The following is a 13628-nucleotide window of genomic DNA, read 5'->3' on the forward strand; positions in this document are numbered from 1 at the left end:
CCACCGTCAGAGAGCGCGCACCATGCCCATCGGCTTCCACGCGGCCGCGTTCGGCTATCGTCGCCGCAGTCCGGTCATCCGGGACCTCACCTTCGCCTTCCCGCCCGGCCGGACCGTGTTCCTCGGCCCCAACGGCGCCGGCAAGTCGACGGTCCTGTCCCTGGCCGCCTCCGTGCTGAGGCCGCAGACCGGCACCGTCGCCTACGGCAGACGCAGGACCGACCGGCGCGGCGACCTCGCCGAGTACCGCCGGCGTATCGCATGGCTGCCCCAGCACATCGAATCGGTTCCCCGGCTGACCGCCCGCGAACAAGTGGCCTATGTCGGCTGGCTGAAAGGCATGAACCGCCGGGACGCCTGGGACGCCTCGCTCGGAGCTCTCGAGCGCGTCGAACTCGCCGACATGGCCGACCAGAAGGTACGCCGGATGTCCGGCGGGCAGCAGCGCCGGGTCGGCGTCGCCCAGTCCCTGGTGCACCAGGCCGAAGTCCTGCTGCTCGACGAGCCGACCGCCGGCATGGACCCGCGCCAGCGACGCGTCTTCCACGAGATCCTCGGCGGCCTCGACCAGCACGTGCTGCTCTCCACCCACGACGTCGCGGACCTGGAGGACACCTACGACCACGTCGTCGTCCTGAACGGCGGGGTCATCCGCTATGCCGGTGCGGTACGCGACTTCCTCGCCCTGGCCCCGTCGGGCACCGCGCCGGGCCGCATCGCGGAGGCCGCCTACTACGCCACCGTCCAGGAGGATGCGGCATGCGCATAGGGACAGCCCTGCGCACCACCAGCGTCGTGTGGATCGCTCCTCTGGTCCTTGCGTGGGTGTGGCTGGTCACCAGCCACGAGGCGGCGAACGAGCCGGCCTACTGGGCCGGCAACACCGCTCTGGTCGGGCACACCCTCCCCTTCTACGCTCCCGCCTGCGCCGCCTTCGCGGCCTGGGAGGCCGGGCGCATGAGAAGGGCGGGTGTCCACCGGCTGGCGCCCGTGCGCGGCCGGTACGCGATCGCGATCGGCACGCTGTGGCCCGTGGTTCTGCTGGGGGTGGCGGGGGTCGCGGTGTGCCTGCTGACCGTACGTATGGAGACCGGCGCCGCACATGACTGGCCGCACCTGGGCGTGCTGGCCATGGCCGGGTACCTCATCACCGTCCACACGGTCCTCGGTTACGGGCTCGGGATGCTGCTGCCACGGATCCTGGCCACACCGCTGATCCTGGTGGTCGACTATCTGTGCCTGGTGATGCCGGTCACGGTCGTCGACCCGATGTGGCTGCGGGAACTCACCGGATGGCTCGCCGCCCCGTACGGAGACGTCACCATCACCATGCACCCGGTGGCGCTCGCCGTACCGATGGTGCTGGCCACGGGTTTCCTGGCGGCTGTCCTGGTCAGCGCGGAGATCGCCCGGTGGCGTCGCACCCGCCTCGTGCGCGTCGGCGCCGCGGCTGCCGCGTCCCTGATCTGCCTGAGCGTGTTCACCGTCTCGGCCGTCTATCCCGTGCGTGACTGGGACGGTGACCCGCCGCTGCGCGCCCGTACCGATCCGCCCGTGTGCGCCGGCGACTCCCCCAGAATCTGCGTCCCCAAGGAAGCGGCCGGCAGCCTGGACCAGCTGGACGCCTCCGCGAGGGAGATCGTGCCGCGCCTCGTCGACGCGGGCCTGGAGCCGCCGGAGGAGCTCGCGTTCGTCTCCGAGGCGGCCGACACCGATGCGCGGACGTGGCGGCTGTTCCTCCATCGGGACATGAGCGACGTGGATGTGCGGGCGAGCATCGCCGCGTCGGCGCTGCCGATGATCCCGCCGTGTCCCACCAAGTCCGACGCCCGCACCGGTCATGCGGGAACGCTCGCGGCCTGGCTCATGGTCAAGGCCGGTATGAGCGCCGAGGAGATCGGAAGCCAGTACAGCCAGAAGCTGGCCGCCGACCCCCGGGTGATGTCCGTGGTGAACAGGGAAACGAAGCTTTCGCCCGACAAGCAGTTGTCCTGGTACACGCGAAACGTCACGTTGCTCCAGCAGTGCAAGCCCGCTCCGGAGACCATGCCGGCCGCCTCCGGGACGGAAGGGTGATCCGATGCGCCTGTGGCTGACAACGCGACGGATCCCGGTCCTTGCCGCGGCTCTCGTGGCGTACGCCACGCTGACCGCGGCGGCCGGGGACACGCTGGTCGATCTCCCTTCCCTGGGCAGCGACACCGCCCGGCCTCTGGTTCTCTTCGCCCCGCTCCTGACCTGCATAGGGCTCGCGTTCTCCCTCAGCAGCAGGCTTCCCGCCGCCGAGGCCTCGGGCAGTCGTCCCGTCCCCCGGTTCGACCAGGCACTGATCCTGATCACCGCCTTTGCCGCGGTGGCCGTGGCGTACGCCGTCACCGTGCTCCTCGACACCCCGACGGCGAACACCGCCGGCCGCAACACCGCGTTCCTGGTCGGACTGATGCTGTGCGCCCGCCGGATAGCGGGTCATCAGGCGGCCGCCATCACCCCCGTCGCATGGGTGATCACGATGATGCTCATCGGCAACTCGGGCGGCAACGGTCAGGCCCAGCCGTGGTCGGTCATCCTCATGCCCCCGGACCACCTGTCCGCCGCTCTGACAGCCACCGCGACGCTGGCCCTCGGCACAGTCGCGGCTCCGGCAGCCCCGATCATCCGCGACGCGAGCTGATCGAAACGGGCATATGGCTGCGACCCTCGCAGATGCCCTCGGGCGGCATGATCACCCGGGAGAGCAGCTCCTTGCGCCGGCTTCCCGGACTGGATGTCGTCGGCGATGGCGTCCGCAAGCTTCACGTATGCGTAGCGAGGCAGATCGCTCACCTCGCCATGGTGGCGCACCGCAGAGGTGAGGCGCGGTGGAACGAACCATCCGGAGCCGTCAGTCGGCGCTCTCGTTCTCCGGTGTGTCCGTGGGCGGCTGTTCGGCGCGGATGAAGGTGCCCTTGACCGGGACCGTTATGACGAGTTCCCGGTCGCGGAGTTCCCGGACGGCCCGGCGGATGGTGTTGACGGCTACGCGGCGTACCGCACTTCGGCATACGGAGACATCAGGCGTTGCGTGGGGTCACCAGGCCGGATTCGTAGGCGACGACCACGAGTTGGGCGCGGTCACGGGCATGGAGCTTGGTCATGGCTCGGTTGATGTGGGTTTTCGCGGTCAGCGGGCTGATCACCAGACGGCCCGCGATCTCCTCGTTGGACAGGCCTTGCGCGACCAGCACGACGGCCTCGCGTTCGCGGCTGGTCAGCTCTTCCAGCCCCGTGCCGGTGCCGGTGCCGGTGGGGAGCGGCTGGGCGACGTACTGGTTGATCAGCTTGCGGGTGATCGACGGTGCGAGCAGGGCGTCGCCGCGCGCGGCGACGCGTACGGCGTGCAGAAAGTCTTCCGGCACGACGTCCTTCACCAGGAACCCGGCGGCGCCGGCGCGTAGCGCGTCGAAGACGTACGCGTCCAGGCCGTAGTTGGTCAGGATGACGACGTGTACCCCGGCCAGCGCCGGGTCCGCGGCGATGCGCCGGGTCAGGTCGATGCCGTCGACGACCGGCATCTGGATGTCGACGAGCGCGACGTCGGGCAGGTGCTCTCTGGCGAGCTCCAGGCCCTCGCTGCCGTCGGCGGCCTCGGCCACCACCTCGATGTCGTCCTCGAGGTCGAGGAGCGCGCGGAATCCGCTGCGAATGAGCGGCTGGTCGTCGACCAGCAGGACACGGATCATGACGTGCGGTCCAGGGGGAGTTCGGCCTGGACGGTGAAGCCGCCCTCGCCGCGCGGTTCCGCCCGCAGTCGGCCGCCGAGGGCGGTGACGCGTTCGCGCATGCCCAGCAGCCCGACGCCGGGCTCCGGCGCAGTGTCCGGCGTCGCCTTGCCGTCGTCGTCGATGCGTACCGCGAGAACGTCCGGACGGCAGTCGATCCGGACCGACGCCGTGCCGGCCTCCGCGTGCCGGGCGATGTTGGTCAGCGACTCCTGGACGATCCGGTAGACGGTCCGTCCCACCGCGGTCGGCACGTCGTGCCGCCGTCCCTCGATCGTCAGCGTCGCCTCCAGGCCGGTCTTACTCGCTCGTTCCACCAGTTCCGGGACGTGGTCGAGCCCGCGCGGCGGCGTCGTGTCGTCGTCGCGGAGCGCCTCCAGGGTCGCGCGCAGTTCCCGGGTCGCCTCACGTCCGGCCTCCTGGATCGCCAGCAGGGCCTCGGGCACCCGTTCGCCACGCCTGCGGGCCACGTGGACGGCGACCTCGGACTGCACCTTGATGACCGAGATCTGGTGAGTGAGGGAATCGTGCAGCTCCCGCGCGATGCGCAGCCGCTCCTCGTCGGCGCGGCGCCGCGCGGTCTCCTCCCTGGTGCGCTCGGCCTCGTCCGCCCGCCGCTCGGCCTGCCGCAGCGCTTCCCCCGCGGCGCCCGCCGCGATCAGCCAGGCGATCTCGAGGGCGCCTCGGGCTCGCGCGAACGCCTCACCCGTGTCGTGCAGGCCCGAGGCCAGGGCTGCGAGGGGGAGAGCCGCCAGCATGGTCACGCTCGCTGCCACCGTGATGGTGCGGTGTCCCGCCCGTACGGCTGCGTACACCGCGAACAGGTAGGCGACAGCAGGCACGTCGAAACCGGCCGCCTGGTAACCCACCGCGCACAGCCCGGCGACGGCCAGTACGGCGACCGGAGCCCGGCGGCGCGCAGCCAGCACCAGGCCGCCGGCCGCCAGCAGCGCGTAGCCGAGCAGGTCGAGGCTCGTGGCGGAGTGCTGCTCGGACAGCCCGGTGACCAGCAGCGCCGTCGCCACGCCGACAGCGATGACCCAGTCTCCGGCGCGGTCCCGGACACCGGCCTCACCTGCACTCATGCGCGCACCCTAGCTGGCTGCCGCCGCGCGCGGACCCCCCTCGTGGACGAGCGGCCGGCTACTGCGCACGCAGTACCTTCGCGGCGCCTGCGGCGTCCGTGGCAGCCGGATGCGGCATCGGCGGCAGCGCGAAGTGTCTCCGTTCGCCGGACGACTGGGGGTGGGTCCGGCAGACATGCTCAGGCGGCATCCAGTCGCAGGAAGAGAAGGAGCATCCCGATGTCTGTCCGTCGTCTGCTTGCCGCAGCCGGAGCCGCAGCCGCAGCCGCCCTGCTCGGAGGCCTCGGCCTTGCCGCACCGGCGGCCGCGCACGTCTTTACCCAGTCGTCCGAGGCCGGTGCGTACTCCCTGACCGCCGCGCGATTCTGGGCAACCGCGGCCGCGCTGCTGGCGCTGGCCGGCGTGGTCATCGGCCGGCTGGCTCTGGCCCGCTCGGTCCGCCGTAGCGGCGACGGTGGGACGAAGGGGGCGATCACGGCCCTGGTGGCGGGGCTGATCGCCGTGGTCGGTGGCGCGCTGGATCTGGCCGTCGCCGACGGTGGTCCCGGCACCGGGAACGGAGTGGTCGCAGGCGCTGCGGCCCTGCTCCTGGGGCTGATCGCCGCGGTCCTCGGGTGGCTGGCGCTGGCCCGCTCCCGCCGCACCGGCTGACCTCAGCGAGCACGAGCGCGCGTTCGGATCTGCCGGAAGCCGACGATCCGTGATCGGCCGACGCCCCGTTTCGGCTTCCCGGCCAAGGCAGGCCCAAGCGCCTGTCGGAGGCGCTCAGCCGCTCGCCTCGGCGTGGTGACCCGCGTCACACCCGGTTCCTGTCAGCAATCGGTGCGCCGTCCCGTTCAAGGGGCAAGCGAACGAGACAGGAGCATCGCCATGAAGCACCGCATCGTCGTCCTCGGCGCCGGATACGCCGGGGCTTTCGCCGCCGGGAACCTGGCCCGCCGGCTCTCCCCCGCCGACACCGAGATCACCGTCGTCAACGCCGAGCCGGACTTCGTCGAGCGGATGCGGCTCCATCAGCTCGCGATCGGTCAGGACCTCCCCTCGCGCAAGCTCGCCGACGTCTTCGCGGGCACCGGGGTGCGGCTGCGCCTGGCGCGCGTCACCGGCGTCGACCCCGAGCGCAGGGCTGTCGCGGTGACCGGTGAGGACGGCGACGGCGAGCTCGCGTACGACACGCTTCTCTACGCGCTCGGCAGCTCCGTCGCCCACCATGGCGTCCCCGGCGTGGCCGAGTACGCCTTCGACGTGACCGGCCGGTCCTCGGCGCTGCGGCTGCGCGAGCGCCTGGCCGGCCTGGGCGAGGGCGGCACCGTACTGGTCGTCGGTGAGGGGCTGACCGGCATCGAGACCGCTACCGAGTTCGCCGAGGCCCGGCCCGACCTCTCGGTCGCGCTCGCCGCCCGCGGGGAGCCGGGCGCCTGGCTCTCCCCGAAGGCCCGCCGCCACCTGCGCCAGGCCTTCGACCGCCTCGGCATCACCGTCCACGAGCACACCGCCGTCGAAGCCGTCGAGCCGACCCGGGCGATCGCCGCCGACGGTACGTCCATCCCGGCCGACGTGACCGTGTGGTCGGCCGGGTTCGCCGTGCACCCCATCGCGGCCGCCAGCGGCCTGGAGGTCGCCGGGACCGGCCAGATCGCCGTCGACCGCACCATGCGCTCGGTCTCGCACCCGGACGTCTACGCCGCCGGTGACTGCGCCTACGCGATCGGCGACAACGGCCGGCCGCTGCCGATGTCCTGCGCCTCGGCCGGCGTCACCAACATGCAGGCGACCGCCGCGATCATCGCGCGCCTGACGGGCAGCACGGTCCCGACCACCGGGCTGACGTACTTCGGCAACCACATCAGCCTCGGGCGGCGGGACGCGATCATCCAGATGGTGGACGGGGACGCCCGGTCGAAGTCCTGGTACCTGGGCGGCCGGCCCGCCGCGGGGATCAAGTCGGGCGTGCTCAAGGGGGCCGGGTGGGGCATCGCCCACCCGACCTTCGGCATGCCGAAGCGCCGGCGCCGCCTGGCCACCGCGCCCGACCGGGCCGGTGTGAGGGCCGCCGCATAGGCTGCTCCGTATGGACGGTGCAGCCATCGATCGGTTCGAGGCCAGCCGGGGCCGGCTGGCCTCGCTGGCGTACCGGCTGCTCGGCTCGGCCGCCGACGCCGAGGACGCCGTGCAGGACACGTTCCTGCGCTGGCAGGCCGCGGACCGCGAACGCATCGAGGTGCCGGAAGCGTGGCTGACCAAGGTCGTCACCCATCTCTGCCTCGACCGGCTCCGCTCGGCGCAGGCGCGCCACGAGCGAGCGGCCGGTGCCTGGCTGCCCGAGCCGCTCCTGGAAGGCGACCCGATGCTCGGCCCGGCCGACACCTTCGAGCAGCGCGAATCGGTGTCCTTGGCCGTACTGACCCTCCTGGAGCGCCTCTCGCCGGTCGAGCGGGCCGTCTACGTCCTGCGTGAGGCCTTCTCGTACAGCCACGCAGAGATCGCCCAGATCCTCGACATCACCGAGTCCGCGAGCCAGCAGCATGTCCACCGGGCCCGGATCCGGGTCGCCGCCGAGCGCCGCCGCGGCGGCGAGGTGGACCCCGCGTCCGCGCGCCGGGTCGTCGAGGAGTTCCTCGCCGCCGCCGTGTCGGGGCGCACCGAACGGCTGGTGGCGCTGCTCACCGACGACGTGACGGCGGTCTCGGACGGCGCCGGACTGGGCAGGCGGCTGCTGCGGTACACGACGCGCGAGCGGGTCGCCTCCTACGTGCGGGCCGGCTTCAAGCCCACTCCGGCGAAGCGGCGGCTGGCCGGTGGCTCGCCCGTGTTCCACATCGCGCTGGTCAACGGCTCCCCGGCCGTCGTCGCCGTGATCGAGGAACGGGTCGTGGGCGCCGTGGCGTTCGAGGTGAGCGACGGCAGGGTCGCGTCCCTGTGCGGCATCGCCGCCGCGGGCCGGCTCGCGCGCCTCAACGAGGCATGGCGGCGGCACGGATCCGACGCGCCGGTCATCCACGCATGGTGACCGGAGCCACCGGAATCCAGTGACCTGTGTGGGAGCGGCACCCCTGCGGCCCCCGCGCCGCACAGCAGCGCGGGGGCCGAAGCTCGTCACCTCGTCACCTCGCCGCCGAGCGGGCCGCGTTCTCGCCCACCACGTCATCTTCCACCGGAACCTGATCGGCCGGCGTCGTGGAGTATCTCCGCCTGCGTTGTCGCACAACGGATGTGGAGTAGCGAGCCGGATGATCCCGGCGTCAACGGTTGTATCGGCAGTACCCCGTACGAGTGGGCCTGTGGGACTCGCTCGTACGGGGCCCGACGGGTCTGCCCACGGTCCACGCCCATGAGTCGACGCCTGCACACCCACCTCGCCCGCCTCGACGGGACACTGCCCGGCTTCCGGGCGGAAATGGCCGAAGGGGACATCCTGGCCGAGTCCGGTCACGCCGCACCACGGCAGAACAGCTCACCTCCTCAGGAACGCCGTCGAAGCCGAGGCGCCGACCTCACCGTCGACTCCCCGCTCGGCAAGCTCCGGCTGGACACCGGCTCACTGCCCGTGGACCCGAAGGCGCCCCACCGGTCCTGAGCCCGCCACAGCACGCCGGTAGGCTCGAGTACGTGAACGCAGGGGAATCGCAGCGTCGGCCTTGGATCGTGGGGGTTTCCGGCGCGTCCGGTACGCCGTATGCCGCTGCGGTGCTGCGTGGGCTGCTGGATGCCGGGGAGAGCGTCGATCTGGTCGTCAGCCGGGCCTCGCGGCTCACGCTGCTCGACGAGACGGGGATCTCGTTCCGGGACGCGCACTGGCGGGACGATCTGCGGGAGTGGCTCGCGCGCGGGGCCGACGGGAAGCCGGACGCCTTCCATGACCTGCGTATCGACGACGTACGGCACTGGAGCGCCGGGGATCTCGCCGCCGGCCCGTCCTCCGGGTCGTACCCCGCCAAGGGCATGCTGATCGTGCCCGCCTCCACCGCCTGTGTCGCCGGGGTCGCCCTCGGGCTCAGCAAGGACCTGCTGCAGCGCGCCGCGAGCGTCACCCTCAAGGAGCGCCGCCCGCTGGTCGTCGCCGTTCGGGAGACTCCGCTGAACGGGCAGACGCTCAAGCAGCTCGTCGCCCTCGACGAGGCCGGGGCCGTGGTGCTGCCAGCCTCGCCCGCGTTCTACGCGGGCGCCACCCACATCCAGGACCTGGTGGACTTCGTCGCCGGGCGGGTGCTGGACGCGGCGGGCGTCGAGCACGGCCTGTACCGGCGGTGGCGGGGGGAGCTGGGCGGGGGCTCCCGTACGAGCTGAGTTGCCGGCCCCTCCATAATTTCCGAGCTCCCGAGCTCCCGAGCTCCCCGACCCACTCCGGCAACATTCGAAACACCTCGCAGGACTTCGTAAGACTTCGAACCTCTTCAGCGGAAGGCAACCGATCGCAATGGACGCGGTGGACAGGCAGCTCATCCAGGCCCTCAGGGAGAACGGCCGCGCCTCCTACGCGGAGCTCGGCCGCCTCGTCGGCCTCTCCGGGCCCAGCGTCACCGACCGCATCAACCGGCTGGAGGCCGCCGGCGTCATCACCGGCTATCGCGCCACCGTCGACGCCGCCTCGCTCGGCCTCGGCGTGACCGCCCTCATCGGCATCTCGCTCTCCGACGCCGCCGACCACGAGGACGTGGCCGCCCGGCTGAAGGACCTCAACGAGATCGAGGACTGCTGGTTCATCGCGGGCGACGACTCGTTCATGCTCAAGGTGCGGGTGTCGGACGTGGACGGGCTGGAGAAGACCATCCGGCGGCTGTCCGGCACGAAGGGGGTGTCGCGGACCCGCACCACCGTCGTGCTCTCCACCAAGTGGGAGAACCGGGTGGGGGAGCTGCCCGAAGAGGTGCAGTAAGCAAGCAGTCGGCAGGCGGGGAGTACGGTGGGGAAGTCTGTTCGGAGAAAGGTGTGAGCATGGACGTCGGGCTCAAGCGCGAGCTGGAGGACAAGGTCCGGGCCGGTGAGCGGCTGACCCGCGAGGACGGCATCGCGCTGTACGAGTCGGACGACCTGGCCTGGCTCGGCGGCCTCGCCCACGAGGTGCGGACGCGGAAGAACGGCGACGTCGTTCATTTCAATGTCAACCGGCATCTGAACATGACCAATGTGTGCACGGCCTCGTGCGCGTACTGCTCCTTCCAGCGCAAGCCGGGGGAGAAGGACGCCTACACGATGCGCATCGAGGAGGCGGTCCGGCTCGCCAAGGCGATGGAGGGCGAGAACCTCACCGAGCTCCACATCGTCAACGGGCTGCACCCGAACCTGCCGTGGCGTTACTACCCGCGGTCGCTGCGCGAGCTGAAGGCCGCCCTGCCGGACGTCTCGCTGAAGGCGTTCACGGCGACGGAGATCCACCATTTCGAGACGATCTCCGGGATGAGCGCCTCCGAGATCCTCGACGAGCTCATCGACGCGGGTCTGGAATCCCTCACCGGCGGTGGTGCCGAGATCTTCGACTGGGAGGTCCGGCAGCACATCGTGGACCACCGCACCCACTGGGAGGACTGGTCCCGGATCCACCGCCTCGCGCACGAGAAGGGGCTGAAGACCCCGTGCACGATGCTGTACGGCCACATCGAGGAGCCCCGCCACCGCGTGGACCACGTGCTGCGGCTGCGTGAGCTCCAGGACGAGACCGGCGGTTTCCAGGTCTTCATCCCGCTGCGCTACCAGCACGACTTCGTGGACATGAAGGACGGGAAGGTCCGGAACCGGCTGCAGGCGCGGACGCAGATGGCGACCGGGGCCGAGGCGCTGAAGACCTTCGCCGTGTCGCGGCTGCTGTTCGACAACGTGCCGCACGTGAAGGTCTTCTGGGTCATGCACGGTGTCCAGACCGCGCAGCTCGCGCTGCAGCACGGCGCCGACGACATGGACGGCTCGGTCGTCGAGTACAAGATCACGCACGACGCGGACAACTACGGCACGCCCAACAAGCTGACCCGCGAGGACCTGCTGGAGCTGATCCGCGACGCCGGGTTCCGGCCGGTGGAGCGGAACACCCGGTACGAGATCATCCGCGAGTACGACGGTCCGGACCCTGCCCGCCGGGAGTCGCCGCAGCCGATGCGCGTGTGAGACCGGTTCTGTCCGATCCGTGGGCTTGATTTGTGGCGGGTCCTGTGTAATGCGTACGGTCGTTTTATGTCCCTTACGTTTCAGTTGGACCCGCCCGTCACACCCGCACTGCGCGACGGCATCCTCCGGCTGTGGGCCGATGTGTCCAACGCCGGGGGCGCTGTGGGATTCGTGCCGCCGGTCGACCCGGAGGTGATCCGGCCCGAGCTGGTGAAGCACTTCGTGGCGATGGCCGAGGGGCGTGCCCGGCTGCTCGTCGGGTTCGACGCGGACGGGAACGTGGCCGCCACCGCGTTCTTCACCTTCAACACGCACCGCCTGATGACGCACTGGGTGTGGCTGTACACCGTGATGGTGCACCCCGCGCACCAGGGCAAGGGATACGGGCGGGACCTGCTCGCGGCCGCCGCGGACGCCGCGCGGGGCTTCGAGGGGATCGAGGCCATCCGGCTCACCTGCCGGGGCGGGCTGGGGCTGGAGCGGTTCTACGGGTCCTGCGGGTACAAGGAGGTCGGGCGGGTGCCCGGGGCGATCCGGGTCGCGCCGGGGGACGACCGCGACGACATCTTCATGCTGCTGCCCCTCGGCTAGCCCCGGGTCGGCCCTCGGCCAGCCCCCGGGTCGGCCCTCGGCCAGCCCCCCTGAGAGATCGCGGGGGCGCCGTGGTTCACTGGACAGTGCCCCTTTGGCCAGGTTCCGAACGGAAGAGTGGATTGAGATGCTCCGCTACACACTGATGCGCCTCGGTATCTTCGTGGGCTGCTTCGTGGTCGTCTGGGGTCTCGTCTACGCCGGTGTCGTCCCCCGCGGACTCGGCGCCTCCAACGGCGTCTGGATGCTCCTGCTGGCCCTGGTGCTCTCCGCGCCGATCAGCTTCGTGGTGCTGCGCAAGGAGCGTGACCGGGCCTCCGTGCAGATCGTCCAGCGCGTCGACCGGGCCAAGGCCAACCTCGAGGCCAACCGCAGCCAGGAGGACGTGGCGGACGACGCCGCCCGGTCGACGGGCCAGGCGGCTCAGGGTCAGGCCTCGTAGCCGGCCGACGGTCTCCGGCGACTGCCGACGGCTGCTTTCAGCCGCTCCGGTGTGAGCGGAGTCCGTCCCACGCCTCCGTGTGCTCGTAATCTGTCCCCATGGGTGCCGTGAAGAGCAAACGGATGCCGCGGGCCGTGCGGGAGCAGCAGATGCTGGACGCGGCCGTGCGGACCTTCGGGCAGCGCGGGTACCGAGCCGCGTCGATGGACGAGATCGCCGAACTGGCGGGCGTGTCCAAGCCGTTGGTGTATCTGTACCTGAACTCGAAGGAAGACCTCTTCATCGCCTGCATCCGCCGCGAGGCCAAGGCGCTGACCACGGCCGTACGGGCGGGGGTGCACCCCGGGCTGCCCGCCGACCGCCAGCTCTGGGAAGGGCTCACGGCCTTCTTCACGCACACCGCGCAGCACCCCGACGGATGGACGGTGCTGCACCTCCAGGCCCGTACGCACGGTGAGCCGTTCGCGGCCGAGGTGGCCGCGCTGCGGGCGGACATGGTCGCGTTCGTCACCGAGGTGATCGTGGTCGCCGCGCGGGAGGCCCGCCGCGATCCGTCCCTGCCGGAGCGCGAGGTCGCCGGGCTCGCCGAGGCCCTCGTCGGCGCCGCCGAGTCGCTGGCCGCCTGGGCCAACGCCACCCCGGGCGTCACGGCCCGGCAGGCGGCGGCGACGCTGATGAACTTCGCGTGGGCCGGTCTCGGCGAGCTGATGGGGGGCCGTCCCTGGGCGGCGCCGAGCGGGGCGGAGGCCGTACCGGCCGGGTAGACCCTCGCCGTTCAGCCGTTCAGCCGTTCAGCCGGCGTACTTCTCCGAGGACGTGCAGCCGCTGCCGCTCGCCGCCGCCGAGCAGCGCGAAGCGCGTGCCGTCCGCCGCGTACGTCACCGTCGCCGGCAGCGGTACCGGTGCCCGGAACTCCGCGCGGACGAACGCCGCCTCCGGAGTGCCGTGCTCGGCGAGACAGCGCGCCACCGTCCACATGCCGTGCGCGATGGCCCGGGGGAATCCGAAGAGGCGGGCCGTGAGCGGGTGCAGGTGGATGGGGTTGCGGTCACCGGAGGCCGCGCCGTAGCGCCGCCCGAGGCCGCCGGGCAGCCGCCACTCCGTGACGGCGGGCGGCAGGCCGGGGGACGGGGGCGTGCTCCGCCCGGGCGGGGGAGCGGTGGTCCGGTGGCGGGCCAGATACGTGCTGCGCGACTCCCAGACGAGGCCGCCGTCCGCCCGTACCTCGGTCACCACCGTCGCCTCGGTGCCGCGCCGGTGCGGCACCAGTCCGGCGATGTGCACGGTGAGCTCGTACGTCCCGGAGGCCGCCAGGGAACGGTGCCGCTCGATCTCGATGGACGTGTGGACCAGGCCGAGCAGGGGGAGCGGGAAGTCCCGGCGGCTCATCAGCGCCATGGCCGGCGGGAAGCCCAGGACGTGCGGGTACGTGACCGGCAGCGTGCCGTCCCCGGCCGGGAACCCGCACACCCGCTCGTACGCGGCGAGGCGCGCCCGGTCGGCGCGTACGCCGGGCAGGACCAGCCGGGCGCGCGGGAAGCCGGCGTCGGGGCGGGGGCGCCTGAAGGGGGAGAGCAGGGCCCCGCGCGCGAGCAGCGGCGCGAGCGCGGGGGAGGAGGCGAGCACCGTGGCATCGGTGGGGACGGTCATCGC

General features: G+C 71.8%; 16 protein-coding genes. 13 read left to right on the forward strand and 3 right to left on the reverse strand.

Annotated elements, in window-relative coordinates; translation table 11 throughout:
- Positions 1-22 precede the first annotated feature (22 nt).
- Genes IE242_RS19040 through IE242_RS19050 form a run of 3 tightly spaced genes read left to right on the forward strand, consistent with a single transcriptional unit; the run spans position 23 to position 2671 of the window.
- Complete coding sequence (locus tag IE242_RS19040; protein WP_189860829.1) at positions 23-769, forward strand: ABC transporter ATP-binding protein; 747 nt, start codon at positions 23-25, stop codon at positions 767-769.
- Positions 760-2076 carry a DUF7224 domain-containing protein gene (locus tag IE242_RS19045; protein WP_189860831.1) on the forward strand — a complete coding sequence of 439 codons (1317 nt, stop codon included), beginning with the start codon at positions 760-762 and terminating at the stop codon, positions 2074-2076. The genes IE242_RS19040 and IE242_RS19045 overlap by 10 nt, the downstream gene beginning before the upstream one ends.
- 4 nt (positions 2077-2080) lie before the next feature.
- A complete protein-coding gene (locus IE242_RS19050; RefSeq protein ID WP_189860833.1) occupies positions 2081-2671 on the forward strand; it encodes a hypothetical protein in 591 nt (196 codons plus the stop codon).
- Between the two features lie 379 nt (positions 2672-3050).
- On the opposite strand, the gene IE242_RS19055 is transcribed toward IE242_RS19050, so the two are convergent.
- Both IE242_RS19055 and IE242_RS19060 read right to left on the reverse strand, forming a co-directional pair.
- Complete coding sequence (locus tag IE242_RS19055) at positions 3051-3719, reverse strand: response regulator transcription factor (protein ID WP_189860834.1); 669 nt, start codon at positions 3717-3719, stop codon at positions 3051-3053.
- Positions 3716-4843 (reverse strand): sensor histidine kinase, encoded by a 1128-nt coding sequence (locus IE242_RS19060; RefSeq protein WP_189860836.1) that lies wholly within the window; start codon positions 4841-4843, stop codon positions 3716-3718. The genes IE242_RS19055 and IE242_RS19060 overlap by 4 nt, the downstream gene beginning before the upstream one ends.
- A 219-nt stretch (positions 4844-5062) precedes the next feature.
- Between IE242_RS19060 and IE242_RS19065 the strand changes: the two genes are divergently transcribed.
- From IE242_RS19065 to IE242_RS19110, 10 genes are all read left to right on the forward strand, one after another.
- Positions 5063-5494: a DUF6223 family protein gene (locus tag IE242_RS19065; RefSeq protein WP_189860838.1), complete on the forward strand. Its 432-nt coding sequence runs from the start codon at positions 5063-5065 to the stop codon at positions 5492-5494.
- Between the two features lie 219 nt (positions 5495-5713).
- On the forward strand, positions 5714-6904 hold the full coding sequence (locus IE242_RS19070; protein WP_189860840.1) for an NAD(P)/FAD-dependent oxidoreductase: 1191 nt from the start codon (positions 5714-5716) through the stop codon (positions 6902-6904).
- A gap of 10 nt (positions 6905-6914) precedes the next feature.
- Positions 6915-7853: a sigma-70 family RNA polymerase sigma factor gene (locus IE242_RS19075; protein WP_189860842.1), complete on the forward strand. Its 939-nt coding sequence runs from the start codon at positions 6915-6917 to the stop codon at positions 7851-7853.
- Between the two features lie 321 nt (positions 7854-8174).
- Complete coding sequence (locus IE242_RS37785; RefSeq protein ID WP_229859127.1) at positions 8175-8420, forward strand: hypothetical protein; 246 nt, start codon at positions 8175-8177, stop codon at positions 8418-8420.
- 32 nt (positions 8421-8452) lie between these two features.
- On the forward strand, positions 8453-9130 hold the full coding sequence (locus IE242_RS19085) for a UbiX family flavin prenyltransferase (protein WP_189860844.1): 678 nt from the start codon (positions 8453-8455) through the stop codon (positions 9128-9130).
- A 130-nt stretch (positions 9131-9260) separates the two neighbouring features.
- The gene (locus IE242_RS19090; RefSeq protein ID WP_030572856.1) at positions 9261-9719 is read left to right on the forward strand and encodes an Lrp/AsnC family transcriptional regulator; all 459 of its coding nucleotides are present in this window, start codon (positions 9261-9263) and stop codon (positions 9717-9719) included.
- Between the two features lie 59 nt (positions 9720-9778).
- Positions 9779-10942, forward strand: coding sequence for an aminofutalosine synthase MqnE (mqnE, locus tag IE242_RS19095; protein ID WP_189860846.1), 1164 nt, complete (start codon positions 9779-9781; stop codon positions 10940-10942).
- A 66-nt stretch (positions 10943-11008) separates the two neighbouring features.
- Complete coding sequence (locus IE242_RS19100; RefSeq protein ID WP_189860848.1) at positions 11009-11533, forward strand: GNAT family N-acetyltransferase; 525 nt, start codon at positions 11009-11011, stop codon at positions 11531-11533.
- Between the two features lie 127 nt (positions 11534-11660).
- Positions 11661-11975: a DUF4229 domain-containing protein gene (locus IE242_RS19105; RefSeq protein ID WP_189860850.1), complete on the forward strand. Its 315-nt coding sequence runs from the start codon at positions 11661-11663 to the stop codon at positions 11973-11975.
- A gap of 98 nt (positions 11976-12073) precedes the next feature.
- On the forward strand, positions 12074-12739 hold the full coding sequence (locus IE242_RS19110) for a TetR/AcrR family transcriptional regulator (protein ID WP_189860851.1): 666 nt from the start codon (positions 12074-12076) through the stop codon (positions 12737-12739).
- A gap of 19 nt (positions 12740-12758) precedes the next feature.
- Here the strand turns inward: IE242_RS19110 and IE242_RS19115 are convergent, their stop codons facing one another.
- Positions 12759-13625, reverse strand: coding sequence for a MaoC/PaaZ C-terminal domain-containing protein (locus IE242_RS19115; RefSeq protein ID WP_189860853.1), 867 nt, complete (start codon positions 13623-13625; stop codon positions 12759-12761).
- Positions 13626-13628 lie beyond the last annotated feature (3 nt).

Origin of the sequence: Streptomyces poonensis, assembly GCF_014650915.1 — a bacterium.
Lineage (GTDB): Bacteria > Actinomycetota > Actinomycetes > Streptomycetales > Streptomycetaceae > Streptomyces > Streptomyces poonensis.

What these genes read in the sequence shown, in the direction of transcription:
- IE242_RS19040 (WP_189860829.1), top strand. Translation starts at nt 23, where the DNA reads ATGCCCATCGGCTTCCACGCGGCCGCGTTCGGCTATCGTCGCCGCAGT.
- IE242_RS19045 (WP_189860831.1), top strand. Translation starts at nt 760, where the DNA reads ATGCGCATAGGGACAGCCCTGCGCACCACCAGCGTCGTGTGGATCGCT.
- IE242_RS19050 (WP_189860833.1), top strand. Translation starts at nt 2,081, where the DNA reads ATGCGCCTGTGGCTGACAACGCGACGGATCCCGGTCCTTGCCGCGGCT.
- IE242_RS19055 (WP_189860834.1), bottom strand. Translation starts at nt 3,719, where the DNA reads ATGATCCGTGTCCTGCTGGTCGACGACCAGCCGCTCATTCGCAGCGGA.
- IE242_RS19060 (WP_189860836.1), bottom strand. Translation starts at nt 4,843, where the DNA reads ATGAGTGCAGGTGAGGCCGGTGTCCGGGACCGCGCCGGAGACTGGGTC.
- IE242_RS19065 (WP_189860838.1), top strand. Translation starts at nt 5,063, where the DNA reads ATGTCTGTCCGTCGTCTGCTTGCCGCAGCCGGAGCCGCAGCCGCAGCC.
- IE242_RS19070 (WP_189860840.1), top strand. Translation starts at nt 5,714, where the DNA reads ATGAAGCACCGCATCGTCGTCCTCGGCGCCGGATACGCCGGGGCTTTC.
- IE242_RS19075 (WP_189860842.1), top strand. Translation starts at nt 6,915, where the DNA reads ATGGACGGTGCAGCCATCGATCGGTTCGAGGCCAGCCGGGGCCGGCTG.
- IE242_RS37785 (WP_229859127.1), top strand. Translation starts at nt 8,175, where the DNA reads ATGAGTCGACGCCTGCACACCCACCTCGCCCGCCTCGACGGGACACTG.
- IE242_RS19090 (WP_030572856.1), top strand. Translation starts at nt 9,261, where the DNA reads ATGGACGCGGTGGACAGGCAGCTCATCCAGGCCCTCAGGGAGAACGGC.
- mqnE (WP_189860846.1), top strand. Translation starts at nt 9,779, where the DNA reads ATGGACGTCGGGCTCAAGCGCGAGCTGGAGGACAAGGTCCGGGCCGGT.
- IE242_RS19100 (WP_189860848.1), top strand. Translation starts at nt 11,009, where the DNA reads ATGTCCCTTACGTTTCAGTTGGACCCGCCCGTCACACCCGCACTGCGC.
- IE242_RS19105 (WP_189860850.1), top strand. Translation starts at nt 11,661, where the DNA reads ATGCTCCGCTACACACTGATGCGCCTCGGTATCTTCGTGGGCTGCTTC.
- IE242_RS19110 (WP_189860851.1), top strand. Translation starts at nt 12,074, where the DNA reads ATGGGTGCCGTGAAGAGCAAACGGATGCCGCGGGCCGTGCGGGAGCAG.
- IE242_RS19115 (WP_189860853.1), bottom strand. Translation starts at nt 13,625, where the DNA reads ATGACCGTCCCCACCGATGCCACGGTGCTCGCCTCCTCCCCCGCGCTC.